The following is a 22384-nucleotide window of genomic DNA, read 5'->3' as shown; positions in this document are numbered from 1 at the left end:
GAGGCAGCAGGGGGAGCAGAGGAGCAGGGGAGCAGAGGAGAAGTTGCAGCAAGTCTTTATCTTATGCCTCTTCCTGATGACGCCACTTGCTTTAAGTCGGCATCGCCCAACGCAGTGGCTCCCACATTCCCCATGCCCCATGACCTACAGCCAGTAGAAGCCTTAGAGCAGGCGATCGCCATCTCCACAGAGCTGGCAATTCCTACAGATAGCAGCACTGACGCGCCTGTTGTCTCAGATGCAACAAAAGAAGAGGATATCGTTAGCAGCACTGTTACAAATCCTGTACCTGATGTAACCCAACCTGAAGATAGAGTTAACGGCACTGTTATAGGTGTTGTGGCAGATGCAACTAAAGAAGAGAGTATATTCACTAGCACTGACACAGCTATTGTCATAGATGTAGCTCAAGCGGAGTATAAAGCTAGTGGCATCGACACGCCTGTTGTGGCAGATGCAACTCAAGAAGAAGATATATTTAGCCACACTGATACGCCTGTCGTGGCAGATGTAACTCAAGAAGAGGATATATTTAGCCACACTGATACGCCTGTCGTGGCAGATGTAACTCAAGAAGAAGATATATTTAGCCGTACTGACACGCCTGTTGTGGCAGATATAACTCAACAAGAGGATATATTTAGCCGCACTGACACGCCTGTTGTGGCAGATGTAACTCAACAAGAGGATATATTTAGCGACACTGACACGCTTGTTGTGGCAGATGCGACTCAAGAAGAGGATATATTTAGCCGCACTGACACGCCTATTGTGGCAGATGTAACTCAAGAAGAAAATATAGGGATCGATCGCCCGATTAGTCCTGTATGGCTTAAAGGTGAAACGGCAGAACAGATTTTACAAAATTTAATAGAATTAGCTTTACCGACTCCTGAACCGCTATCTGAAGATGAAAAGGTTATATATTCTTCAGAAACACAACAGCTACCGCCATTATTGCTGACTTTAGATCGGGATACTTATATTGCTCGTTGGGGACAAGCTTTAACGATTAATGGGCGCGTAGAACTTGAGGAAAAGACGAATCTAGAACTGGCTGAAACATTATCTCCAAAAAGCGTCCGCGGACTAGAACTAAAATTTGAATTGCGATCGCCCTTAGAGTCGCAAATCTTGACCCAGTTACGGCAACCCTTACCAGACCAAGAACTGCCCTTCAATATAAATACCTCAATTGATATTCCTGCTGAATGTAAATCTAAGTTAATTTTGGCAGATATCAGTTTGTATGGTAAATTCACCGAAACTAGTGAAGTCACGCAGTTAGCCAAACAGTCCTTCACAATTACAGCAGATGTAACAGAATTGCTGACGATCGCAACCGCAACAAAATTTAGTACATCCTCCAATGATGTGATAGCACCATCGGCCTCTTCTACCAATTTCACACAATCACAGGCAACTGTTAAGCTCGATTTAAAACTATTGAATCTCGTCAAAGTCCGAAAAACAGACGACCCTGGGGTAGCCAATTCATCCCCAAACCTCGCCCTTCCAGCGCAAACAAACGTGCAAGTTCCGCGAGAAGCTGCCCGCCGGACATCTCAACTAAAAAATTCAGCTAGTTCGCCTCAATTACCGAAATTGCCTCCCATCCAGACTGATGTCAGTACCCCCACAGATGTCGTTGCAGAATCTCCTTTACAGAATGAGCTTTTAGAAAAGGATGCTACCATTGCTGCCATCAACTTGGAGCAGTTAGTCATCAGGCAACGTCGAATGCCAATACTCGACACGACTTTTCCATACTTGAAACGGGTACAAACCGTGTCAAATGGTACAGAAGAAGTAAAAGATAATTCTCCGGATAGATTGGAAATTCAAGCGGCCGAGGACATACCGCAGTTGGACGCAATTATCGATGAAGATAAGAACATAGCCCAAGTACTTGCTCAACCAAATTCAGAAGTCCAAGAAGAATCTGTCGCTCAAATACCAACTCAACCAAATTCAGAAGTTCAAGAAGAATCTGTCGCTCAAATACCAACTCAACCAAATTCAGAAGTCCGAGAAGAATCTGTCGCTCAAATACTTTCTCAACCAAATTTAGAAGTCCAAGAAGAATCTGTCGCTCAAATACCAACTCAAGCAAATTCAGAAGTCCAAGAAGAATCTATTGCTCAAGTACTTTCTCAAGCAAATTCAGAATTCATTAAAACAAAACTTTATTCATCTCCTTTGCTCAAGAAGTGGATGCATAGCCAAGGATACTCTTTCCCCGAACCCGTAAATGAACTGCCATCCCAAGACTACGATAATTATGTTCCAGAGCCGCAGGTGTCGCTTTCACCAAGTGCAGAAACTCGTAATAGCGATGTTGATACTGTTGATGCCAACTTGCTGTTAAGTTCAGATGCCAATACAGAAATACTAGAAGGCGCAGACGCAGTAGAAAAAGTAGACCTGGTTATACAGGAAAATACGGTAATAGAAGAAATCTTAGAAGAACCGACATTTTCACCACCTTTGCGATCGCAAATACCACCACCACCTCCGCCGATTAACAGAAATACAGCTTCAGCTTGGTTGGCGGAAGAAATTGTTGTAGATGATACATATAGAGAATTAGAAGTCGATGCAACGGAGAGTTATGCCTTAGAAGGAGAGGAGCAACTAGTATCAGATTTATCTCATCTCCTAGCTATAAGTATGGAAGCAATTGAGCCTTTACCAATTCCACAACTGTATGTGCCAGAGGGCGAACTAATAGCTGGTAAGTCTGTGATAGTACGCGTAGTAATGCCTGAAGTAGCTCGACAACTTGCTATCAAGTTATGGGTTGAAGACTGTCAAACTCGTTGGTTATTAGACGGACCTCATTTACTGACAAATTTACTACCTAATACCTTAGGGGGATTGGAAGTGATGACGCAATTAAACATTCCCTTTGGCTGTTTGGAAATTCGCCTAGAAGCGATCGCTCTCGATCCGGTAACCCAACAGGAGAGTCACAAAGCCACAACAGTGCGAACTGTCATCCCTCCAGACTTGCCAAACTTAGAGCTAGATGAACTATTGGGGATTTAAATGGAGTATGGATCAAACAGGGAACGGGGGAAAGGGAAAAGGGTAAGGGGGAAAGGTTAAATTTATTCCTTTCCCCTGCCTCCCCACCTCTTCCCCATGCCCTATGCCCAATATCTGCTGTGTTAAAAATCTTTAGAATTTAAAAAATCTGGCGCACTTTGCAGTAAGCTCATCTTGAATTGTAGTGTGATTTAACAGGAACTTTTACTATGGCATTTGAATTTTTGCCTACGGTTTTGGCTAGTACTTCCTACTTGCCTGCTATCTTCGTTCCAATCATTGGTTGGGTTTTACCAGGTATCGTATTCGCATTTCTATTTTTATACATAGAAAGCGAAGATATTGCTTGATTGGTTTATGACTAATTGGTAATTGGTAATAGATTACTTTGTTTTTTACCAATTACCTAATTATGAAATTTCCAATCACTTCATCGAGTTCATTGTAGAGCTAATTACCATACAGCAGAACTGGTAAATTCACAAGTCAAAATTTGAAAGTAAAACAAGCTTGACGCCATGTGATCGAGCTCAGGTTGCGTAGTTCACATTACTTAAAGTCTGCTGTAACAATACCGCCTATCTCAAAGAGACAGGCGGTTTTTTTATGCTGATTTCTCAACAAATGCTAAAAAATTCAGACTTTATAGTATTGGCTTCAAACTAGTTTTAGATTGAAGAACCCAGTCCAGCGTAGGCACCATAAAAGAAAATGCCCAAGACTGTAATTACACCTAATCCTGCGACCGTAGCGACGACCCACAGGGGAATTCTCCCACTTCCAGACACAGCTTCTCTCCTCCCTTAACAACAAATCAACACACGTTCAATAAACAAAGATTAACAACATTTGTTCTAGTTAGTTAAAGAAGTAACTAGAAAACAGAATTCCCAGGACGAAAATTAGTAGTAGTCCCAGATATAGCGAAGTCCGGTTTAATTCAACCGGTTGATTATTAGGATTGGGCGATCTTTCCATAACTTGCTCCTAGCGTTGAATAAATTGCATTGCGGCGATCGCGCCCAAAAAGAATACAGTTGGCACACCTAAGGTGTGAACTGCCAGCCATCTAACGGTAAAAATTGGATAGGTAACTGGTTGATTGATGTTATTGCCGCTAGTCATGATCTCAAACTACTTTCCAATAAATTGTTCAACTTGTTTTTTCGCTTCAAAACGGTTCTTCACAATTGGTACTTCCTGCCGCACTGGTGTGAAATATTCATTGGGGCGGGGTGTACCAAAAGCATCATAAGCCAGTCCGGTGCTGACAAATAACCAACCAGCAATAAACAATGCGGGAATGGTGATGCTATGAATTACCCAGTAACGAACGCTGGTAATGATGTCCGAAAATGGACGTTCTCCAGTGGTACCTGACATTTAGATCCCTACCTTCATAAAGAATGTATTGAGTTTATTATCCTACAAAGTTTAGAAAGAGTTACAAGTTGCAACGTTCTTCTCAGAAATAGTAATTAAGTACTGGGTACTGGGTATTGTGAAAATTCTTCCCCAGTCCCTAATACCGATTAAGCTGCTTCTGGGGAACTGGCTTCAGGGTTTGGTAGGTATTTGAGCAAGACGCCGCGATCGCCAATGACAAATCCCCGATCTGGTTGGAAGAAAACGATCTTGTACAAATTAGCAGCTACTTCTTCTACTTCACGGTCTTTTTCCCAGGTTTTGCCGCCGTCGGTACTCCGTAGCAAATTTCCGCTACCGCCACCTATCCAAATTTCATCGGGTGTGCGGTATGCCAAATCGAGCAAACCCCAACTGGTCGATAACTCTGGAAAATCTGCTTTTTGCCACTCTTCAGGTTTAGCTGGTTCGGTAAACTGGAGCTGACCTCCTCTGGCTAGCATCCACAACTGGCCACTGTCAGCAAAACCCATATTTTCTACCCGTCGAGAACTATTGCGGTTATGAGGAACCCAAGCACTTTGCCCTGGTTCCCAAGTAGAGTAGAAATTACCTTTAGCGGAAACGGCAACATATTTGCCATCAGGAGAACGTTCTAAGTTACGCACTACACCAACTGCTGATTCCACTTTGGCTTTCCAATTTTTGCCGCCATCTGTGGTCTGATAGATGGCTCCCACATCAGTAGCCAATTCGGCTTTGTTCTCTGCTAGTGCTTTAACTGCGATCGGGTTACCTGGTAACTTTTCACTCAGAGCAATCCGCGACCAAGAAGCACCTTCATCGGTGGTATGGATTAAAAATCCAGGTTCTCCAGCAATCCAGCCTTCTTTACCCTGAAAACTTACTGAGTTAAAGCGATACTTTTGCTCGTCTAGTTGCAGCGATATTGGTTTCCAAGTATCACCTCCGTCTTTGGTTTCCAACAGGGTGGCATTGCTACCTACTAAATAGCCATGCTGAGGATTATCAGTAAAAGCAATATCCAGCAACTTCGCATCTGTTGGCACAGAAATGATTTTCCAAGGATTGTAGCTAATAGAAGGCACTTTGCTACAACCAATACACATCAGGACTACAAGTAACAAGGCAAATATTCGTTGCCAACTTTTCACAATTGAACGCATCAGTATCTCTTAGATTGATTCTAAATTTGTGTAGGTGTTTTCTAAAAGGTTTACCTTAAAGGCTACAGTTGCTCACAGACTTGAGAATTCAGAATTCAGAACTTAGAACTCAGCACTCAGAACTCAGGATTCAGAATTCAGAACTTCTAACTCCTAACTCACCACTCTCAAGTCGGTGTTATTGTAAGCCGTAGAGACTGAGAAAAAACAAAAAGGCAAGAGCCAGGGCACCAAAAATTAGGAAATTCTTTTGGGTTGGCGTTAGGGTGTTGACACCCAAACCGTAACCAAGATTTTCTTTAAAGCCGGATGCCGCACCCACAGGTCCGATGTTGGCAAAAGCCGTTTTTTTGGCACTACAAACTGGACAGCGCCAATTTACGGGCAGTTCTGCAAAGGGTGTTCCTGAAGAAATGTCATGTTTATCATCTCCCTTTTCAGGTTCGTAAACATAACCGCAGGCGCGACACTCATAGCGGTCTAACACTGAAGTCTCAACAGCTGGTTCGCTCATTGCTAAGGCCTCGCAGAGGAGAAATCTTAAATATACGTTAAAAATTATGACATAACTGTTAGACTTTTCTATCAATACCAAAAACGAATCAAATACCTGAAGTGCATTTGTCTCGTAGATTTCAGAAAAATCAAACAGATATAATGTAAAAGAAAGTAACGTAATTATAGGGATTGGGCATTGGGGAGGCAGTGCGTTGCGGAGCGAGTGTGGTCTTGGGGGTTTCCCCCATGAACAACTCGCGTTGGGGTTTCCCCCGTTGTAGCAACTGCCTTCATTAGGCATTGGGCATGGAGAAAGAGGAAAGATTAAATTTATTCCTTTTCCCTTTAACCTTTTCCCCTGCCCCCCATCTCCCCAGTCCCCAGTCCCCAATCCCCAGTCCCAAAAATACTTCATAGCGGTAGATACTCATTGTGTTTGTCCTCAGTGGTTACGAGTACCTTCTAGGCTTCTTAATAATCTGTAGCCTAGTTCCTGCCTTAGCGCTCTCAGCATCCAAGCTCCTAAGACCTAGTGGTTACAGCCCTGAACGGCGTACTACTTACGAATCTGGGATGGAACCCATCGGGGGAGCCTGGATTCAGTTCAATATCCGCTACTACATGTTTGCTCTGGTCTTCGTGGTCTTTGACGTGGAGACTGTATTCTTGTATCCTTGGGCGGTAGCTTTCCACCGTCTGGGGCTATTAGCATTTATTGAAGCGCTAATCTTTATTGCAATTCTTGTAGTTGCTTTAGTTTACGCATGGCGTAAAGGAGCTTTGGAATGGTCTTGAATTCTAACTTAATAACCCAGGACAAAGAGCGAATCATCAACCCCATTGAGCGTCCTACTGTCACTCAAGACCTTTCAGAAAATGTCATTTTGACTACGGTTGACGATCTCTACAACTGGGCGCGGCTTTCTAGTTTGTGGCCGCTGTTGTTTGGTACTGCTTGCTGCTTCATTGAGTTTGCAGCTTTAATTGGCTCGCGGTTTGATTTTGACCGTTTTGGGCTAATTCCTCGTTCTAGCCCCCGCCAAGCCGATTTAATCATTACGGCAGGGACAATTACCATGAAGATGGCACCTCAATTGGTGCGTCTTTACGAACAAATGCCTGAGCCAAAGTATGTAATCGCGATGGGTGCTTGCACGATTACTGGCGGGATGTTCAGTGTTGATTCTCCGACGGCAGTGCGCGGAGTTGATAAGCTGATTCCTGTGGATGTGTACTTGCCTGGTTGTCCTCCTCGTCCGGAAGCAATTATCGACGCAATTATTAAGTTGCGGAAGAAAATTGCTAATGATTCGATGCAAGAGCGGGATAAAATTAAGCAAACTCACCGCTATTACAGCACGACTCATAACCTCAAGCCAGTGGAAGAAATCTTAACTGGTAAGTATTTGCAGTCAGATACTCGCTCTGTACCACCGAAAGAATTGACAGAAGCGATCGGTATGCCAGTACCACCTGCATTGCTGACAGCAAAGAAAGAAAAGGAGGAACAACCCCGTGGCTGAAGAAGAATCTAAACCAGTACCAGCAGCCAAAGAAGAGTCATTGGTAGAAGCTGGTAAAGTTTCTCAGTGGTTGACGGAAAATGGTTTTGGCCATGAGTCTTTGGCTCCAGACAAAAACGGGGTGGAGATAATTAAGGTGGAGCCAGATTTCTTGCTCCCCACCGCTACAGCCCTTTATGCTTATGGGTTTAATTATCTCCAGTTTCAAGGTGGTGTTGACCTTGGCCCAGGACAGGAATTGGCGAGCGTGTATCACTTGATTAAAGTCGGTGATAATGCAGATCAGCCTGAAGAAGTCCGCTTAAAGGTGTTCCTGCCACGAGAAAATCCCGTGGTACCTTCAGTGTATTGGATTTGGAAGACCGCTGATTGGCAAGAGCGCGAGTCTTACGATATGTACGGCATCATCTATGAAGGACATCCAAATCTCAAGCGGATTTTGATGCCCGAAGATTGGGTAGGTTGGCCTTTGCGGAAAGATTACGTCTCGCCTGATTTTTACGAGTTGCAAGACGCTTATTAATTTAGTGCTGAGTTTCAGCTGTGATTAACCCCTTTCCGGTGGCGGAGAGGGGTAATGTTTTTGGTGTGTGTATTGTATCCTCACAAGACCGCACGCTATAAAAGGGATGCGTAGGCAGAGATGGTTGTAGACATCGCATTTTGTTTTATTGAAGACGATAAACGTCTCTACGATGACCAATTTCCACAACTTTAACTATTAATAAATCATCTTTGATTTCGTATCAAATACGATACTTGCCTACACGAACACGGTAGGTGTCTTCATTGTCCTCTAGCTTCACCACTCCGCTAGGACGTGGGTTATCTGCTAACTCTTGAATTTTATCTTCAACTTGAAGTTTGATATCTTCAGGGAGCTTTTTTAATTGTTTAGTTGCCCTACTTGTAATTTCTATTTGATAAGTCATGCACTCTCTTGCTTATATTCTTCCCAAGAGATAGTAGTATCATTTCTTGCTGCATAAATATCTTGGAGATCCTCTTCATCTTCACTTTTACGGATTTTCAGTAGCTCTAAAACATCTTCTAAAGTGTCTTCATAAGCCTGTTCTAATTCTTCGTAAATAGCTTTGAGTAATGCTTGTCTGGTTTTTGTAGTTTCCATATTTACACCTCATTATTTTTTCATTGAGTCCGTCTGTTATTATTTTTGATGGCTGATATCTAGACATCGATTGCAACATTTAAGGTTTGCGATCGCAGTTGTCTCTAGTTTATCAATGAATTTAGGTGATCTGATTGCCTAGACACAAAGTGGCTTGTCGTTAAGCATTGCCTGTAGATTAAATACGATATTTACAATATTTGAGATAAAAGTGCGTTGTCCCAAAGGCTCAACGCACAGAAAAGGATGCTATTACTGGGTTGCCTTGCCCTACTTTGAAGGCTTACTCAATGCTTTAACAAGATCGTCTTTCTTCATTTTAGTGATACCAGTAATTCCTCGGTTCTTCGCCATCAATTTTAAATTGGCTATTGTCATTGTTTTGAGAATACCCATATCAGTAGTTGTATCTGGCATTGGTTGAGGGGTTAGATAAAAAACTTGATTTAAAGCATCAAGTTTTTTACCTTTGGTAATGCCACACTTGAGATCGACAATTGGATCTAATGTCTTCCAATATTTACGAGGAGCTTCATCAATTCGGTTTGTAGCTATAGCGGGTTTAACTGTTTTGAGAACACTATCTGGTTGCTTGACTAAATACTCTAATGCTGCCTTAATTTCATCCCTAGATGCTTGAGAGAGATTAATTTTTGGAATTTCTTCTCCTGCCAATACTTTTGTAACTTCAACTGTCTCATCACTACCATCAGTAATAATACACCAAACTCGATTTAGGCGAGCGGCTTCCGCAATTGCATAAATAAAAGAGTTACCAATTACTTGATACTTATCTTTGCCAGTTTCTTTCACAATCACTGGAATCCAATTTCTTCCTCCCTTTTGCTTAAGTAAATTAGCTGAAGCTTTAATTAAAAATTCAGGTGCATCAGTTCCTTCACCAGGGTCAATTTCATCCAAATATAAATGCATCAAGTTTCCAACATCGCTGAGGCTACTCATTGTAAAAAATACTCCTTTGCTAGATTTTTGTAATATTCATGAGCAGATCTATCTCGATAAACCGCAGGAGTGCGCGAGAAAGCTGAACCAGCTATGTTAGCGTAGCTAGGAACCTCATGAATACGAAGGTTTTTGTTGGCATTGGTATACTTGGGATAGAAGTAAGGCAGTAAATCAAATCCCTCTTTCTTGGCAATTTTAAGAATATTATTAATTTCTTGTTGAGCAACTGCCAACTGAGGTGGTGTCATCTTTTCCCCATTGAAAAAAATTGGCAATGGAATTGGACTACCATCAGCTTTTTCAGATTGGACTTCAGGAATGAATTTCTTCATTGCTATTGCTGCATTTTCTAAAGAGAAAAGATTGTTATGCTTTGTAGGAATGAGAACGACATCAGCTGCATATACAGCTAACTGGCTAAACACTCGCCAGTTGGGTGGCGCATCTATCAAAATGTAGTCGTATTCTTGTCTTGATAATTCTAGCTTCTGATAAAGAGTGTGAGTTTTTAAATGATTACGTAGCAAGTTTTCAGGTGCATCTGTTAGTTCTTGATCGGCAGGAATAATATCAAATCTAAGTTCTGAATTAACCTTCCTTAGAGGGAATTTATAAGGATATAGAGTACTTTGAAGTTCTATACTCCGTTCCTTAAGAGCCTCAAATACGCTACCTTTGCTTAGTGGAATACCTAAAGAACTCGTTAAATCTTGTTGATTTGGATCGAAATCGATCGCTAAAACTTTTTTGCCTAAAAAAGTTAAGATAGCTGCTAAATTAACGGTAGTTGTCGTTTTACCTACTCCACCTTTGTTGTTATAAACCGCTATGGTTAAGGCTTTAGTGGGATTTTCAATTTTTTTCCGAATTGAAGCGATTACGTTATCAATATTATCTGCATCAAGTGGAAGACACCGTGTTGCAGGATAAATCACTTTTCCATGCTTGCGAAACAGTTGAATATGGCAAGAATTAGTAATAATCCCCCACTGTACGGTTTGACAATTAGGTGCAAGTAGATAACGCTTCAGTTGATTAACCGTTTTTTGATACTGTGCAGCATCTTCAGATAAGTTAATATCTCTCCCTTTCAACTCCACTAGAAGGTATGGATTAGATTTTGTATGTAAAAACACATCATCTTCAATGGTTTTCCTGGCTGCTTTATCAACAGCTCCGTCGCCAGTGTTATATTCAGGATGAATTTCTTCAGATTGAAATCCTAAGGCTCTCAGCAAGTGAGAGGCAAAAAGATGGTCTACAACAGGTTCCGGTGCATTGTCTGGCAGGCTTTGTAGTGCTGCTCGAAGACTGATAATTGTTATGCTCATAGTGTGGGTGACTTCCAGCAATGTCTAAGTCTAGTGTTCCCACTTCAAGACAATTATTTATTGTGTTTGTCTATCATTTATCGTAAAGTTACAAAATTACTCTTAAAGTCCGGCTCGCTCGTAATAAACTCCACAAACCATTGCGATAGATGTTATTAAGTCCTTGAATGTACCATGATAATAATAGACAAAGTATTAACCATTCTAAAGATAATGGGATTACAAATTGAGATATCTGACTCTGTTTTGCAAGCTCTTCGTTTACCAGAGCAGCGTATTGAGCAAGAACTACGTCGAGAATTAGCGATCGCTCTCTACACACAAGAAATTCTCCCATTTGGTAAAGCACGAGAACTTGCCGAGATGGATAAATATGAATTCGGACAATTACTTGCTGGTCGTCAAGTAGTGCGGCATTATGGTTTTGAAGAATTGAATGATGATTTGAATTATGCCCGTGGTGAGTAATACTTCACCAATTTTTAGTGAAGAATGCGATCGCATTGCTGCATGACTTCACAATATTAAATCCGTGAGAAAATAATATTGTTGTCGTCAAAGCAATGTCATCGGCTAGGACTTATGATTTCTACCATCAAGCGCCCCTACACTTTGGATGAATATCGAGCGATCGAAGAAAAAGCAGAAGGACGCAGCGAATATCGAGATGGAGAAATAGTACCTATGCCTGGAGGAACGCTCAAACACAGCCGCATTGGTCGGAATATTTTGACTTATCTTACCTCTGTGCTGCGCGATACTCAATTCGAGCCGATTAATAGCGATTTACGGCTGTGGATTCCAGAACATCGACGCGGAGTATATCCAGATGTGATGATTTTTGATGGGGAACCGCAACTGAATGGGGAACGCTTAGATGAAGTATTGAATCCCATTTTGATTGTTGAAGTTTTATCTTCTTCCACCGCAGATTACGACCAACAAAATAAATTTCGGATGTATCGCTCAATTCCAAGTTTTCGTGAATATTTATTAGTCGAACAGGATGAATCTTTTGTGGAACGCTACAGCAAGCAGAGTCAACAAGGTTGGTTGCTTAGTGATTTTAACAGCTTAGAACAATCTATTTCCTTAGATTCAGTTGGGGTGGAATTACCGATGGCGGAAATATATCGCAGCGTTGTTTTTGAATAAATATAGCTCTAGCTTTTTTTGCAAAAAAGAGTTTGATTAACTTTATATAAATATAAATGGTGCGTTGCGCTTTGCGACAACACACCCTACAAAATGGATGCGTAGGCGAGTTAAGAAAATCACTCCGCAGATTTGATCGTTTGGCTTGCTGCACGTGATTTTCTGCGGTCCGATCTGCGGGTTCCACCAGCCATTTCGTATTCATCACTCTTTCTGCCATAGTGAGATGCAACATTCAGTAGCATCTGTTCGGAATATGTATTCATGTCACGTTCTGCTTCTATTAGCGCATTGTGTGTCTTGTCTACTATTGTTTGTGCTTGGTTGTAGGCGGCTAGTTTCTCTCGTAACTGAATAACTTTAGTGTTGTAAGTAGCAATGCAAAATCCATTACCAAAGTCTAATTCAGTGTTAATTGTCTGCATTCCTTCAATCCGTCGTTCAGCTTTGGTCAGTGCGATGGAGTTTCGTTTGCGTTGCGTCATATAGTTTTCCTGTTTGGATTAATTTATAAATAACCCCGATCGCTTCGTACTGAGTTATTTATATATCATAAAGATACGCAATGAACAGATCTAGCAGCCACAGTGATGTTACAGAATTTTGAGAGGATTGGATGGGATTGGTTAAGTCGATAAATGCGGGTATATTTGCTGAAATTTATTGAAAAAAGCTGCTATTCATGTCGCAAAAGCTGCTATTCATGTCGCAAAAGCTGCTATTCATGTCGCAAAAGCTGCTATTCATGTCGCAAAAGCTGCTATTCATGTCACAAAAGCTGCTATTCATGTCGCAAAAGCTGCTATTCATGTCGCAAAAGCTGCTATTCATGTCGCAAAAGCTGCTATTCAAGTGAGAAAACTCGATCGCGTTTATAAGTTAGCATCCATAAGCATATACCAAGTATATTTGGGAGCAAAAAGTGAGGAAAATTTGGCTGCTGGGTTTGACTTTAGCTAGTTTCGGTACGGCGTTGTGGTTTAATATGCGTTCTTTACCAACACCAATACCCACTGTTGCAGTTTCACCACCAAAACCTATCCGCTATGAACAGCGCAACTTCCCCGAAAGTATAGCGAATATTGTATTCGTTCCAGCTAATAGACGATTTTTGGTAACTCCTGCATTATCAGAGAAAGTAGGCACTGTAGAAGAGTTTGCCGAGAAGTATGAAGCGATCGCCATTTTTAATGCAGGCTTTTTTGACCCAGCTAACCAAAAAACTACATCCTATGTCATCATACAAGGAAAATTGGTAGCTGACCCCAAGCAAAACGATCGCTTAGTAAATAATCCCAACTTAAAACCTTACTTGGGTAAAATTTTCAATCGCGCAGAATTCCGCCGCTATGAATGCGGGCAAAATATCAAATATGATATTGCTTTGCACAATGAATCAACACCAGCCGATTGTCAGTTGGTTGATTCCATAGGTGCTGGGCCGCGCCTTTTACCAAAACTGACTTTAGTAGAAGAAGCTTTTGCGGATAATGCTAGTAAACGAGATGCACTTGGTAGCAGCCAACGCAATGCGAGAACTGCTGTCGGAATTACTGATGATGGCAGTGTTGTTTTAGTCATGGTGGCTCAAAAACCCTCAGTTGGGGCTAACTCTGGAATTTCCTTACCAGCACTGGCAGATTTGATGAAAAACCTTGGTGTCAAAAAAGCGATGAATTTAGATGGTGGTAGTTCGTCTTCGCTTTACTACAAGGGTAAAACCTTTTACGGAAAAATTGATTTGCAGGGAAATTCCATTAAGCGGCCTGTGAAATCAGTTTTAGTGGTTCAGGAAAAATAGAAAAACCAGATTAGGCTAGATCTCAAAATTAGACGTATTATATTATACAATGTATAATATAAAGCAATACAATTTAGTTAAAGCTAAAATTCTTTATCAATTTTAATTTTATCTATGCAGGCTTGAAGGAGCGATCGCTGTTGATAGAGAAAAGGAATAAAGACGATCGGCTGAAATAGTTTTGATTAGTTTAGGGATTGAATATTTATTAATAGTGAGGAAATATGAGGTTAGTTAAAAAGTTTTTAGCAGTGTGTTTTCTCTTCTTTGGCGTTCCCTTGTCTGTTGTGATGATCTGGGATATTATTAATCCCAAAACTACCAATAAAGAGAAAGAGAATGCTGTAGCTGCTTTAGTTGTTGTCACTGTTCCCTCAACAATTATAGGAGGTTGGTTGAGTTGGTCTTTAGTACAGCAGAACAAAAAAGAAAAAGCATTGCTTCTTGAATCAGAACAAAAACATCTTCAGTTCGTGTTTTTAGAATTAGTAGAGAGCAATTCTGGAACGATAACAGTATTGCAAATGGCGAAAAATGCCAATATATCAACCCAGAAGGCTAAAGAATATTTAGATGATAAAGCTAAGGAACTCGATGCTTCTTTTGAAGTGAATGAAAATGGAAATATTTTGTATCGGTTCTTGTAGAAATAGGCAAGAGGATTTTATAAGATTAAGTTTTTGAATTTTGTTTAAAAATCAAATAATAGTCCTATACTTTTTCATACTTGCGGAGGAGGTAATCTTCAGCAAGGTAATTGTCATTATGGCAATAGGATAATCTACAAGCGCTATTTGTAGCACTGGGAGATAGTTATATGGATGCCTATATCAAAAAAACAAATTTTAAGACATTTGTCTATGAGATGACTGATGAAGATTGGTTTAATTTAGGAAAATCTGATGCTTGGGGTGGGCAGTCAAAAATGCCACCAGAACAAGATTCCCAAGCGGCAAGTATGTATGATTTGGGTTACAGCGAAGGCAAAAACCAACGATCGCCAACTCATACCTAGTTGCGTTCAAAAATATTAGTTTTGGCAGGCAGGGGGAGCAGGGGAGGCAGGGGGAGCAGGGGGAGAAATACTATATCTGATTGCAACTTAGTATCAAACAATTAAAGGATATGAGTAATCAGAAATTGCTACAATCAGATATTTAAATCGCGTAGAGCTAAACGAATTTGTTCTACGCGTCTGCGGTTAACGCCGAGATCGAATTCTCCTACACGAGATGCCGATCGCACATGAATTACTGATTCATTGGGAGGAAAATAAAACTCTACATCGTCAGTAAATTTAAAGATGCGACTTTTTGAAAGAGCATGGATGTAATTATCTGTTTGTTCGATAACCTCTGTGCGGGGAACAACGGTGAGAACTTTGAGTAAGATTTCTTTTGCTGCGTTGCGGTTGATATGATAAGCGATCGGGTCAATGGCGTGTTTGGAATCTGCGTTTTGACTGACAACACAGTTGTTTGAAGCTGGACAAGAACTAAGATAACCGTTATCAAGTCCCAAGCGAGAAGCAGCTAAGGTGGCGTTAGGAAATATTAAACTTAGCAGTATTGCCAGAGCGAGACTCCACAAGAGTCCCTTGGCGTAACCCGCTGTAGGTATCGCTTTTAGCAGGCAAGACATGAGAAATTTACTCCTGTAAGTAGTAAGTGAGAAGTTAGAATTCAGAATTGAGAATTCAGAATGAAGAAGAGTATAAATATTATTGTAATTTTATTATTAATTTTATATATTAGCTATTCAATTAAGGCTAATAGCAAAATTAATCTTGATATTTTTCCCGGACACACTCCTAAGAGCTTAGAGAGAATAAGTAGAAGGACTAAATTAAACCTAACTTGAGGTTGCCGGGTTTCGACTTCGCTCAACCCTCATTTTATCAAGGTTCGAGCATTGAGCGCAGTCGAAATGCGTCTTCTAAATAATTATGTCCACTTACTTATCTGGAGGAATAATACAGTGTAAATGGTTTCCGAATCCACATCATTGTTAATGATGTTCCGCAAGTAACTGAAGTGCCTTACTAATAGCGCAAGTTATCTAAAGATAACTAAAATACTCGTAAAATTTTTTAGTCTACTTTAGCTAGCTTTGCTTTAAAATCGCTTTTATTAATTCTACTTTTAAGAATAGAAGTGAGTGAAAACAAAAAAGCACTTACAAATTAAGTGCTTTTGTTTCCATTCATTCCACTTCTCAAAAGATAAGCAATCAATTAACGGTTAACAGTACTCATGTCAGGGTAGCGATCGCCTGCTGCGACATTTTTGGGTGCAACTGCTTCAATTCGATTCAACTCTTCTTGAGTCAAAGTAATTTCGGTTGCTCCAATATTCTCCTCTAAGTAAGTACGGCGTTTTGTACCAGGAATTGGGACAATATCTTCTCCTTGAGCCAAAAGCCATGCTAGTGCAAGCTGACTTGCGGTTACTCCTTTTTCAGTGGCAATTTCTTTGACTTGCTCGACTACTTGCAGGTTTTTATAGAAATTCTCACCTTGAAAGCGGGGAGCATTTCTTCGATAATCATCAGCTGGAAGATCGTCAGGGCTAGTAATTGCACCTGATAAAAATCCTCTTCCTAATGGGCTATAGGGAACAAAGCCAATTCCTAATTCCCGCACTGTAGGTAAAATTTCATCCTCTGGTTCTCGACTCCAAAGAGAGTATTCTGTTTGCAGTGCTGCAATTGGGTGAACTGCTTGCGCTCGTCGAATTGTAGCGGGAGCAGCTTCGGAAAGTCCTAAATAACGCACTTTTCCTTGCTGAACTAACTCTGCCATTGCCCCTACAGTATCTTCAATGGGTACGGTTGTATCTACCCGATGTTGATAATAAAGGTCAATGACTTCAACTCCCAGACGTTTGAGGGAAGCATCGCAAGCTTGACGGACGTATTCTGGTTTGCCACTAATGCCTTTCCAACCACCATCTTCAGTGCGGACATTGCCAAATTTGGTTGCTAATACTACTTTATCGCGGCGGTCTTTAATTGCTCTGCCTACTAATTGTTCGTTAGTAAAAGGCCCGTACATATCAGCAGTATCAAGAAAATTAACTCCCAGTTCTAACGCTCGATGAATTGTGGCGATCGCTTCTTGTTCGTCACGACCGCTATAGAACTCGGACATTCCCATGCAACCAAGCCCAATAGTTGAAACTTCTAAACCTTGTTTGCCTAGCTTTCTAGTTTTCATCAACTAATCTCCTACTGAGTAATTGGGAAGACAAATTAGGCCCTTGAGTATTATCTCTTTCTCAATCGCTGAGTCATCTATTATTAGAAGTATTTCCTGAAGTGCGATCGGTCTTTTGGGGAAGGGAACAGTCCTAACACATCGTTTTTACATCAGTTTCCAAGTTAATCAAGTACACCATCTTAAATTCTGAATTCTGAATTTCTATTTCAACTGCACTATAGATAAAACTTGATAACCTTCACCTTGGGGCATACATTGTCCATTAAGCTCAATAGGACAAGCAGTTTTAGTAGGAGAAGGGCGAGTCCCTTCAACATATACCGCTGTTATTTCAACTTCTTTATTATTAAGCGATCGCAATTGAGAATGAGAAACTTGCACAGATGGACGCAGCACTAAGCGATTCTGTTTGGCTGAGTTAGTAATTAGAAAAAATTTGTTGCCTGCATAAGCTTTAGGTGACATCACAGGAAGAATTTCTTCATAAATTAACTTGCCTCGCCAAGTCTGTATTTTTGATTCATTCATACCTTTATTTGATTGCTGCCAGAATCCCAATCGCTTATTTTTAGCATTAGCTTCGGCAATTAAATATTGGGTTTTGGTTTCATAGCAATTGTATAAAGAGTCGCGGTCAACTACAGCATTACCTTCTTGGACTAAAAGCAGATTAACTGAGCGATTATCCACAAAAATCTCACCACTCGCGCGACCATTTCTGAGTTGTTCTGTACTTCTAATCACTACAGGAGATTGAGGTGGTAGCAGCTGTTTTAACCTTTGTGTTGCTGCTAAACTTGATTGCTGGCTAGCTGGTTTGGGTGGATTAATGCAGGCTAGCTTTACCGTCATAGGTCGGCCTGCATCATCTTTAATCAAAATTGTATTTCCATCTGCAACGCTAACTACTGTGGCTAGCACCAATATTAGTTCAATTAATTCCATAATTCTATCTCTAGTAATTTTTGATTTACCTCATACTATTTCACCTAGTATTGGTGTGCCACTATTTAATAAAAGCTTTATAGTCTTCAATTTTGCTAGCCAAGCGCGATGCAAGAAACGGGCTTGCATCTTTCAATGTTTCATAAATGTGAATTCCTTCTTCTCGATATCGAATAATTTTTTCTTGATTCCAATAGTGTGGCGGTGCTTGGAGGTTGCTAATTCTATCGGCTAGCTTTACCATCCATATTTCTGGCGGTTGTTTCTTTATTCTTCGCAAACTATCTGTCATTTGCAGATTTTTTTCTAGCGAATTATCTTTAGTTAGTGCAAGTACACCGTTAGCGATCGCTTCTCCAAACTCAGTTTTTATTTCTTCAAAGGTTGTCACGGTGTCTTCAATTATGTCATGCAAAATTGCACATTTAATTGCTAGGTCTCCGTCACGCTCTTTTTCAACATTTAAGGCAGCAATTACTTCCATGCTGACAAAATTCAAGTGCATAATATAAGGTATTTCTGAACCTGGTATTTTCTGCCCTTGATGTGCCTCTGCTGCTTTGTTGAAGGCTTTTATATAACTTTCTTGCGACCAATTTTGTTGCATATAATATAACGCTCTAATTTAATCATCTGGAAATTGCCAAGATGAAATACTTTCTACATTGTTGCTACTGCATTTGAGACAAATAACATCAAATGTTGAATCTATCCATTCATAACCGCAAGTACGACAGTGACAAAAAATATTATTGCGGTTTGCTTGTTTTATACCCTGATGCCATCGCTGTAGTTCATCAAGATTAGAAAACGAAAATTTATCAGACATTATCGCAATCAATCCTTTATATAAACGGCGATTTCTCGCGTTGCCATCTTACAATTCAAGAATGAAACTATCTCGCAAATGAAAATCAGCCTCTGCACCTCGATGAGTTAATGCCCAATAAGTAACGCCATCATTTATGTATTTAATAACAGCGGTAATGGCAACTTCAATTATCTGTTCTCGCGAAATGATTTTATCCAAATCAATGTTTAATGTCAGTACTAATTTATCCGGTTGATTTCTAACATTAAACGGAAGTATTGTCAAGGCTGTTTCTTCCCTCATCCCTTGACGGTAGCCATCAAAACGATAGACATTCCAGTGTCCGGCGGGAGAAAGGTTGAATTCCCAATATTGTTGAGAATTTTTGATGCCAAAGAAAAACTCAAAGCAAGTATCTTCCCACAGTTGATGCTTGCGCGATGGTGTGTTTGATGGTGAAGCAACCAGAATTTCTTTTAAATCGCCTGTAACGGTATAACTAATGCTAAATTGATTAATATTTCGGCTGATATCGCCTGTAATTTCCAAATTAGCTAGGGATTCGCTAGAAGCAAATGGTTGCAAAGAAAATGTCTGGCTATTCATTTAATATCTTTGATGATTTTGCGAATCTGCGTTTCTTGGGATTCGATACTTTCGGTGAGTTTAAACTGGACGATCGCTCTTGCTAAATTATGTTCTGGATGCTTGACTTTGAAATAGACATTTCCTGCTAAATAATCGGCAAAAAATCTCAATCCTAATTCAAAAGCGATCAGACGAATTGCATCGTAGATATAAGCATAGTCATTTTCTGTAAGAAAAGCCTTAGCTACACCTAGATAACCTGCTAAGATTCCCTGGCACAAATCAGTATCGAAATAAACACTTTCCCAATTCTCCGTTTCTTCTCCAACCGGATTGCAACCAGATCGCAAACAATCGCCTATATCGTAATGTACCAAACCGGGTTTTACGGTGTCGAGGTCGATGACGCTGACGGCTTGCTGGGTAGCTGTGTCGAACATCACATTATTGATTTTTGGATCGCCGTGCATCAGCCGCAGAGGTAGAATGCCTTGGGTTTTGGCATTTTCTAAGATGTGTGCAAAGGTTTGGCGATCGCTAACAAATTGCAAGCAATAATTAACTTCAGGAGTTTTACGCACTTTGGTTGTCGCCAAAGCTTCATTGTATTGCTGGAGGTAAAGCGGTGTAATATGAAATCCTTGTAGGGTATCGGCGAGTTTTTCTGGTGGCAAATCGCCGATCAAATTGTGGAACATGCCCAAGGCGTAACCGATTTCTTGTGCATGTGAGCGATCGTGCATAGTATCAAAGGATTGTGAATCTTCAATAAAGCTAATCGCCCGCCAAAAGGAACCATCAGCATCTCGCCAGTGGTTTTGTTCGTTTTTAGTCAGTAGTACTTGCGGTATTTCCCAGCGACGATTTAAAGGAGTAGATTGTAATCTTTTACGAACATGCTCAGTGAAGATACACATGTTCTGCATTATGAGTTTTGGCTGGCGAAATACTTGTGTATTGATGCGTTGTAAAACAAAATGTTGTTGTTTTGAGGAATCTAAAGTTACTAAAAATGTGTCATTTATATTACCGCTACCGAATGCTTTAGTGGCTGTAACCTTCCCCAGTCCGGCGAATTGGTTGGCGATCGCAACTAGATTTTCTGTACCTTGTCTATTAAGTTCTTTTATCATATTCGTGTTTGTCCTAACTACTCCTCACATACATTGCACAAAGGCAATAGGGGATATCGTAGCGCAAGTATCAAGATAATTTGTAATTCGTAATTAAATGAGAATTCAGGATTCAGAGTGTAATTAGCCGGGAATTTACTACCACACTTAAACCCGTTTATTCAACTGATTGTAAAACGGCGATCGCAACAAACTTTCGAGCCTGTCGCCTCTTGCTTGCGATCGCTTTTGAAAACTACTGTATATTAATACGGGGCATAGTGCCCCGCAATCATTCACTAGTTAGGAAATTTCATCGCTATCAACCCACTCATCATAAGATGAGTCATAACCGATGTAGCGAAGGAAGTATTGGTGACCTTGGATTTGTTGAATGGTGGCAGAATACCAAGCTTCTTGGTCATCATCCCAACATTTTACCTTTTGACCAACTGCATACCCATTGTCATCAGCAGAGCGAAGATCGCGAGTACGAATATCATCTTCACCTACCCATTCATCATAGGATGAACCATAACCAAGGTAATGAATATAGAATTGGTCATCTTGGATTTTTTCAATTGTTCCTTGATACCAATCTTCTTCATCTTCATCCCAGACTTCTACTGTACTGCTGACTGCATACTGATTATTATTATTTGACTTTGCAGCAGATGAAACATCTTGAATCGGCTTTTGTGCTTCTTGCTTAATTTCTTCTTTAACTAAAGTATGTGCTTGCAAAATTACACTGCGAGCAACAGTTTGAATTCCCGTATGTTCGTAGTAATTTGTAGTTTGGTCTAGGAATGCTGCTACAAAATCTAAATTATCATCAGCAATCTGAATAAAATTACCCAAATGGCTAGAAATTGATTGCGGAGTGATGCCTGTTTTGGATACTAAGCCATTCATCCACCCTTGTACAGAGTTGAAACTCTGATTAATAAAACCAAGTTTATCGGTGGGATTATTCCCTGGTAAAGAGCTATTGACAGCTAAAAACACAGGATTTTGAGCTATTGCGCTAGTATCAGCGCCACTAATAACTGACTGGATTTTTCCTAAGAAATCTGGGCCTAAAGGCAAAATTCCATCTAGACAAACTAAAGCAACCATCCGCATTAGAGATGCATTTTGATAGTTGTTAGCCAGAGAATTGGCAAACTGTTGGGGATTAGGTTGAGGAATACCATTCAGTTTGCAAAAAGCAATAATTTCTACCGCAATTTTCAGTGCTAAATCAATCGCTTGAGTTACATCTGCTTTGGGAGTAATGTTGCTTAAAAAAGAAAGAAAACCAATTTTCTCACCAACTTTATTAGCTAAAGCCGCCGTCGCCATAGCTGTATCTGCTTTATCAATTATTTGATAAACTTTGATTGCAGACTGGTAGCCATTTTGAGGATCGTAATATAAGGCAACAGCGCGATCGCGGATTCTTTGGATTACCTTAGCATCGCTTTCTCCCGTGATGGCGCGGATGTTATTGTCAAACCCTACCAAATTGTTCCATTCACCTGGTGCTACATAATCAAGAGCTTTTAAAACTTTGACAGTGATATTGTCAGCTGGTAATTCGTCAACCAACTGAATAATAGATTTATCCATCAACCGATCCTCAAAAGTCTAAACGATTCTTACAATACGGATCAGAACGGCACAGACAACTAGTACCAATTGCTACTTAAAAAGCCAGCTATTGTGG

General features: G+C 40.5%; 30 protein-coding genes. 11 read left to right on the top strand and 19 right to left on the bottom strand.

Features of this window, described 5'->3' with window-relative positions; all coding sequences use genetic code 11:
• Nucleotides 1-63: 63 nt before the first annotated feature.
• Together NSTC745_RS24335 and psaI are read left to right on the top strand one after the other, a co-directional pair.
• Entirely contained in the window at nt 64-3048 is a 2985-nt protein-coding gene (locus NSTC745_RS24335) for a hypothetical protein (protein ID WP_445638675.1), read from the top strand.
• A gap of 209 nt (nt 3049-3257) precedes the next feature.
• Complete coding sequence (gene psaI, locus NSTC745_RS24330) at nt 3258-3398, top strand: photosystem I reaction center subunit VIII (RefSeq protein WP_445633255.1); 141 nt, start codon at nt 3258-3260, stop codon at nt 3396-3398.
• A 318-nt stretch (nt 3399-3716) separates the two neighbouring features.
• On the opposite strand, the gene NSTC745_RS24325 is transcribed toward psaI, so the two are convergent.
• From NSTC745_RS24325 to NSTC745_RS24300, 6 genes are all read right to left on the bottom strand, one after another.
• On the bottom strand, nt 3717-3836 hold the full coding sequence (locus tag NSTC745_RS24325) for a photosystem II reaction center protein J (RefSeq protein WP_073644363.1): 120 nt from the start codon (nt 3834-3836) through the stop codon (nt 3717-3719).
• Nucleotides 3837-3906: 70 nt separating this feature from the next.
• Nucleotides 3907-4026, bottom strand: a complete 120-nt coding sequence (locus NSTC745_RS24320; RefSeq protein WP_096533973.1) for a photosystem II reaction center protein L — start codon at nt 4024-4026, stop codon at nt 3907-3909.
• Nucleotides 4027-4035: 9 nt separating this feature from the next.
• Nucleotides 4036-4173, bottom strand: a complete 138-nt coding sequence (gene psbF, locus NSTC745_RS24315; RefSeq protein ID WP_015115279.1) for a cytochrome b559 subunit beta — start codon at nt 4171-4173, stop codon at nt 4036-4038.
• Between the two features lie 9 nt (nt 4174-4182).
• On the bottom strand, nt 4183-4431 hold the full coding sequence (gene psbE / locus NSTC745_RS24310; RefSeq protein ID WP_322730890.1) for a cytochrome b559 subunit alpha: 249 nt from the start codon (nt 4429-4431) through the stop codon (nt 4183-4185).
• A gap of 149 nt (nt 4432-4580) precedes the next feature.
• Entirely contained in the window at nt 4581-5600 is a 1020-nt protein-coding gene (locus tag NSTC745_RS24305; protein ID WP_445633254.1) for a photosynthesis system II assembly factor Ycf48, read from the bottom strand.
• Nucleotides 5601-5778: 178 nt separating this feature from the next.
• Entirely contained in the window at nt 5779-6114 is a 336-nt protein-coding gene (locus NSTC745_RS24300; protein ID WP_445633253.1) for a rubredoxin, read from the bottom strand.
• Between the two features lie 416 nt (nt 6115-6530).
• Here NSTC745_RS24300 and ndhC point away from each other — a divergent pair, with 416 nt between their 5' ends.
• From ndhC to NSTC745_RS24285, 3 genes are read left to right on the top strand one after another with little or no spacing between them, the layout of a single operon-like run.
• A complete protein-coding gene (gene ndhC, locus NSTC745_RS24295; protein ID WP_017656081.1) occupies nt 6531-6893 on the top strand; it encodes a photosynthetic/respiratory NAD(P)H-quinone oxidoreductase subunit C in 363 nt (120 codons plus the stop codon).
• Nucleotides 6884-7621, top strand: a complete 738-nt coding sequence (gene ndhK / locus NSTC745_RS24290; protein WP_096533963.1) for a photosynthetic/respiratory NAD(P)H-quinone oxidoreductase subunit K — start codon at nt 6884-6886, stop codon at nt 7619-7621. The genes ndhC and ndhK overlap by 10 nt, the downstream gene beginning before the upstream one ends.
• Complete coding sequence (locus tag NSTC745_RS24285) at nt 7614-8144, top strand: NAD(P)H-quinone oxidoreductase subunit J (protein WP_445633252.1); 531 nt, start codon at nt 7614-7616, stop codon at nt 8142-8144. Before ndhK ends, NSTC745_RS24285 begins: the two co-directional genes overlap by 8 nt.
• 223 nt (nt 8145-8367) lie before the next feature.
• On the opposite strand, the gene NSTC745_RS24280 is transcribed toward NSTC745_RS24285, so the two are convergent.
• The 4 genes from NSTC745_RS24280 to NSTC745_RS24265 form a co-directional block, all read right to left on the bottom strand.
• A complete protein-coding gene (locus tag NSTC745_RS24280) occupies nt 8368-8553 on the bottom strand; it encodes a type II toxin-antitoxin system RelE family toxin (protein WP_445633251.1) in 186 nt (61 codons plus the stop codon).
• Nucleotides 8550-8750 carry a hypothetical protein gene (locus NSTC745_RS24275; protein WP_445633250.1) on the bottom strand — a complete coding sequence of 67 codons (201 nt, stop codon included), beginning with the start codon at nt 8748-8750 and terminating at the stop codon, nt 8550-8552. The genes NSTC745_RS24280 and NSTC745_RS24275 overlap by 4 nt, the downstream gene beginning before the upstream one ends.
• Nucleotides 8751-9020: 270 nt before the next feature.
• Complete coding sequence (locus NSTC745_RS24270) at nt 9021-9713, bottom strand: Rho termination factor N-terminal domain-containing protein (protein WP_445633249.1); 693 nt, start codon at nt 9711-9713, stop codon at nt 9021-9023.
• Complete coding sequence (locus tag NSTC745_RS24265) at nt 9710-11047, bottom strand: AAA family ATPase (RefSeq protein ID WP_445633248.1); 1338 nt, start codon at nt 11045-11047, stop codon at nt 9710-9712. The genes NSTC745_RS24270 and NSTC745_RS24265 overlap by 4 nt, the downstream gene beginning before the upstream one ends.
• A 213-nt stretch (nt 11048-11260) precedes the next feature.
• Between NSTC745_RS24265 and NSTC745_RS24260 the strand changes: the two genes are divergently transcribed.
• Complete coding sequence (locus NSTC745_RS24260) at nt 11261-11515, top strand: UPF0175 family protein (RefSeq protein WP_445633247.1); 255 nt, start codon at nt 11261-11263, stop codon at nt 11513-11515.
• A gap of 114 nt (nt 11516-11629) precedes the next feature.
• On the top strand, nt 11630-12202 hold the full coding sequence (locus NSTC745_RS24255) for a Uma2 family endonuclease (RefSeq protein ID WP_445633246.1): 573 nt from the start codon (nt 11630-11632) through the stop codon (nt 12200-12202).
• Between the two features lie 119 nt (nt 12203-12321).
• On the opposite strand, the gene NSTC745_RS24250 is transcribed toward NSTC745_RS24255, so the two are convergent.
• The gene (locus tag NSTC745_RS24250; protein WP_445633245.1) at nt 12322-12687 is read right to left on the bottom strand and encodes a hypothetical protein; all 366 of its coding nucleotides are present in this window, start codon (nt 12685-12687) and stop codon (nt 12322-12324) included.
• A 178-nt stretch (nt 12688-12865) separates the two neighbouring features.
• On the opposite strand from NSTC745_RS24250, the gene NSTC745_RS24245 reads away from it, so the two are divergent.
• The 4 genes from NSTC745_RS24245 (at nt 12866) to NSTC745_RS24230 (ending at nt 15018) form a co-directional block, all read left to right on the top strand.
• On the top strand, nt 12866-13162 hold the full coding sequence (locus NSTC745_RS24245) for a hypothetical protein (RefSeq protein ID WP_445633244.1): 297 nt from the start codon (nt 12866-12868) through the stop codon (nt 13160-13162).
• Complete coding sequence (locus NSTC745_RS24240) at nt 13125-14003, top strand: phosphodiester glycosidase family protein (protein WP_445633243.1); 879 nt, start codon at nt 13125-13127, stop codon at nt 14001-14003. Before NSTC745_RS24245 ends, NSTC745_RS24240 begins: the two co-directional genes overlap by 38 nt.
• A gap of 224 nt (nt 14004-14227) precedes the next feature.
• Complete coding sequence (locus tag NSTC745_RS24235) at nt 14228-14650, top strand: hypothetical protein (protein ID WP_445633242.1); 423 nt, start codon at nt 14228-14230, stop codon at nt 14648-14650.
• Nucleotides 14651-14820: 170 nt separating this feature from the next.
• The gene (locus NSTC745_RS24230; protein WP_445633241.1) at nt 14821-15018 is read left to right on the top strand and encodes a hypothetical protein; all 198 of its coding nucleotides are present in this window, start codon (nt 14821-14823) and stop codon (nt 15016-15018) included.
• Nucleotides 15019-15152: 134 nt separating this feature from the next.
• On the opposite strand, the gene NSTC745_RS24225 is transcribed toward NSTC745_RS24230, so the two are convergent.
• From NSTC745_RS24225 to NSTC745_RS24190, 8 genes are all read right to left on the bottom strand, one after another.
• Nucleotides 15153-15644 (bottom strand): DUF1499 domain-containing protein, encoded by a 492-nt coding sequence (locus NSTC745_RS24225; protein WP_445633240.1) that lies wholly within the window; start codon nt 15642-15644, stop codon nt 15153-15155.
• Nucleotides 15645-16236: 592 nt separating this feature from the next.
• Complete coding sequence (locus tag NSTC745_RS24220) at nt 16237-17217, bottom strand: aldo/keto reductase (protein ID WP_445633239.1); 981 nt, start codon at nt 17215-17217, stop codon at nt 16237-16239.
• Nucleotides 17218-17421: 204 nt separating this feature from the next.
• The gene (locus NSTC745_RS24215; RefSeq protein WP_445633238.1) at nt 17422-18165 is read right to left on the bottom strand and encodes a thermonuclease family protein; all 744 of its coding nucleotides are present in this window, start codon (nt 18163-18165) and stop codon (nt 17422-17424) included.
• Between the two features lie 61 nt (nt 18166-18226).
• Complete coding sequence (locus NSTC745_RS24210) at nt 18227-18772, bottom strand: HD domain-containing protein (RefSeq protein ID WP_445633237.1); 546 nt, start codon at nt 18770-18772, stop codon at nt 18227-18229.
• 18 nt (nt 18773-18790) lie between these two features.
• Nucleotides 18791-18994 (bottom strand): hypothetical protein, encoded by a 204-nt coding sequence (locus tag NSTC745_RS24205; protein ID WP_096533936.1) that lies wholly within the window; start codon nt 18992-18994, stop codon nt 18791-18793.
• 48 nt (nt 18995-19042) lie between these two features.
• Nucleotides 19043-19582, bottom strand: coding sequence for a DOMON-like domain-containing protein (locus NSTC745_RS24200; protein WP_445633236.1), 540 nt, complete (start codon nt 19580-19582; stop codon nt 19043-19045).
• Nucleotides 19579-20697 carry a phosphotransferase enzyme family protein gene (locus NSTC745_RS24195; RefSeq protein WP_445633235.1) on the bottom strand — a complete coding sequence of 373 codons (1119 nt, stop codon included), beginning with the start codon at nt 20695-20697 and terminating at the stop codon, nt 19579-19581. Before NSTC745_RS24195 ends, NSTC745_RS24200 begins: the two co-directional genes overlap by 4 nt.
• Nucleotides 20698-20979: 282 nt before the next feature.
• Complete coding sequence (locus NSTC745_RS24190) at nt 20980-22287, bottom strand: Tudor-knot domain-containing protein (RefSeq protein ID WP_445633234.1); 1308 nt, start codon at nt 22285-22287, stop codon at nt 20980-20982.
• Nucleotides 22288-22384: the final 97 nt, after the last annotated feature.

The sequence above is a fragment of the Nostoc sp. DSM 114161 genome, from assembly GCF_052692665.1.
The sequence above is the reverse complement of the archived record's forward strand: the minus strand, read 5'-3'. Positions and strand labels throughout refer to the sequence as shown.

What these genes read in the sequence shown, in the direction of transcription:
- NSTC745_RS24335 (WP_445638675.1), top strand. Translation starts at nt 64, where the DNA reads ATGCCTCTTCCTGATGACGCCACTTGCTTTAAGTCGGCATCGCCCAAC.
- psaI (WP_445633255.1), top strand. Translation starts at nt 3,258, where the DNA reads ATGGCATTTGAATTTTTGCCTACGGTTTTGGCTAGTACTTCCTACTTG.
- NSTC745_RS24320 (WP_096533973.1), bottom strand. Translation starts at nt 4,026, where the DNA reads ATGGAAAGATCGCCCAATCCTAATAATCAACCGGTTGAATTAAACCGG.
- psbF (WP_015115279.1), bottom strand. Translation starts at nt 4,173, where the DNA reads ATGACTAGCGGCAATAACATCAATCAACCAGTTACCTATCCAATTTTT.
- psbE (WP_322730890.1), bottom strand. Translation starts at nt 4,431, where the DNA reads ATGTCAGGTACCACTGGAGAACGTCCATTTTCGGACATCATTACCAGC.
- NSTC745_RS24305 (WP_445633254.1), bottom strand. Translation starts at nt 5,600, where the DNA reads ATGCGTTCAATTGTGAAAAGTTGGCAACGAATATTTGCCTTGTTACTT.
- NSTC745_RS24300 (WP_445633253.1), bottom strand. Translation starts at nt 6,114, where the DNA reads ATGAGCGAACCAGCTGTTGAGACTTCAGTGTTAGACCGCTATGAGTGT.
- ndhK (WP_096533963.1), top strand. Translation starts at nt 6,884, where the DNA reads ATGGTCTTGAATTCTAACTTAATAACCCAGGACAAAGAGCGAATCATC.
- NSTC745_RS24280 (WP_445633251.1), bottom strand. Translation starts at nt 8,553, where the DNA reads ATGACTTATCAAATAGAAATTACAAGTAGGGCAACTAAACAATTAAAA.
- NSTC745_RS24275 (WP_445633250.1), bottom strand. Translation starts at nt 8,750, where the DNA reads ATGGAAACTACAAAAACCAGACAAGCATTACTCAAAGCTATTTACGAA.
- NSTC745_RS24270 (WP_445633249.1), bottom strand. Translation starts at nt 9,713, where the DNA reads ATGAGTAGCCTCAGCGATGTTGGAAACTTGATGCATTTATATTTGGAT.
- NSTC745_RS24265 (WP_445633248.1), bottom strand. Translation starts at nt 11,047, where the DNA reads ATGAGCATAACAATTATCAGTCTTCGAGCAGCACTACAAAGCCTGCCA.
- NSTC745_RS24260 (WP_445633247.1), top strand. Translation starts at nt 11,261, where the DNA reads ATGGGATTACAAATTGAGATATCTGACTCTGTTTTGCAAGCTCTTCGT.
- NSTC745_RS24255 (WP_445633246.1), top strand. Translation starts at nt 11,630, where the DNA reads ATGATTTCTACCATCAAGCGCCCCTACACTTTGGATGAATATCGAGCG.
- NSTC745_RS24250 (WP_445633245.1), bottom strand. Translation starts at nt 12,687, where the DNA reads ATGACGCAACGCAAACGAAACTCCATCGCACTGACCAAAGCTGAACGA.
- NSTC745_RS24235 (WP_445633242.1), top strand. Translation starts at nt 14,228, where the DNA reads ATGAGGTTAGTTAAAAAGTTTTTAGCAGTGTGTTTTCTCTTCTTTGGC.
- NSTC745_RS24230 (WP_445633241.1), top strand. Translation starts at nt 14,821, where the DNA reads ATGGATGCCTATATCAAAAAAACAAATTTTAAGACATTTGTCTATGAG.
- NSTC745_RS24225 (WP_445633240.1), bottom strand. Translation starts at nt 15,644, where the DNA reads ATGTCTTGCCTGCTAAAAGCGATACCTACAGCGGGTTACGCCAAGGGA.
- NSTC745_RS24220 (WP_445633239.1), bottom strand. Translation starts at nt 17,217, where the DNA reads ATGAAAACTAGAAAGCTAGGCAAACAAGGTTTAGAAGTTTCAACTATT.
- NSTC745_RS24215 (WP_445633238.1), bottom strand. Translation starts at nt 18,165, where the DNA reads ATGGAATTAATTGAACTAATATTGGTGCTAGCCACAGTAGTTAGCGTT.
- NSTC745_RS24210 (WP_445633237.1), bottom strand. Translation starts at nt 18,772, where the DNA reads ATGCAACAAAATTGGTCGCAAGAAAGTTATATAAAAGCCTTCAACAAA.
- NSTC745_RS24205 (WP_096533936.1), bottom strand. Translation starts at nt 18,994, where the DNA reads ATGTCTGATAAATTTTCGTTTTCTAATCTTGATGAACTACAGCGATGG.
- NSTC745_RS24200 (WP_445633236.1), bottom strand. Translation starts at nt 19,582, where the DNA reads ATGAATAGCCAGACATTTTCTTTGCAACCATTTGCTTCTAGCGAATCC.
- NSTC745_RS24195 (WP_445633235.1), bottom strand. Translation starts at nt 20,697, where the DNA reads ATGATAAAAGAACTTAATAGACAAGGTACAGAAAATCTAGTTGCGATC.
- NSTC745_RS24190 (WP_445633234.1), bottom strand. Translation starts at nt 22,287, where the DNA reads ATGGATAAATCTATTATTCAGTTGGTTGACGAATTACCAGCTGACAAT.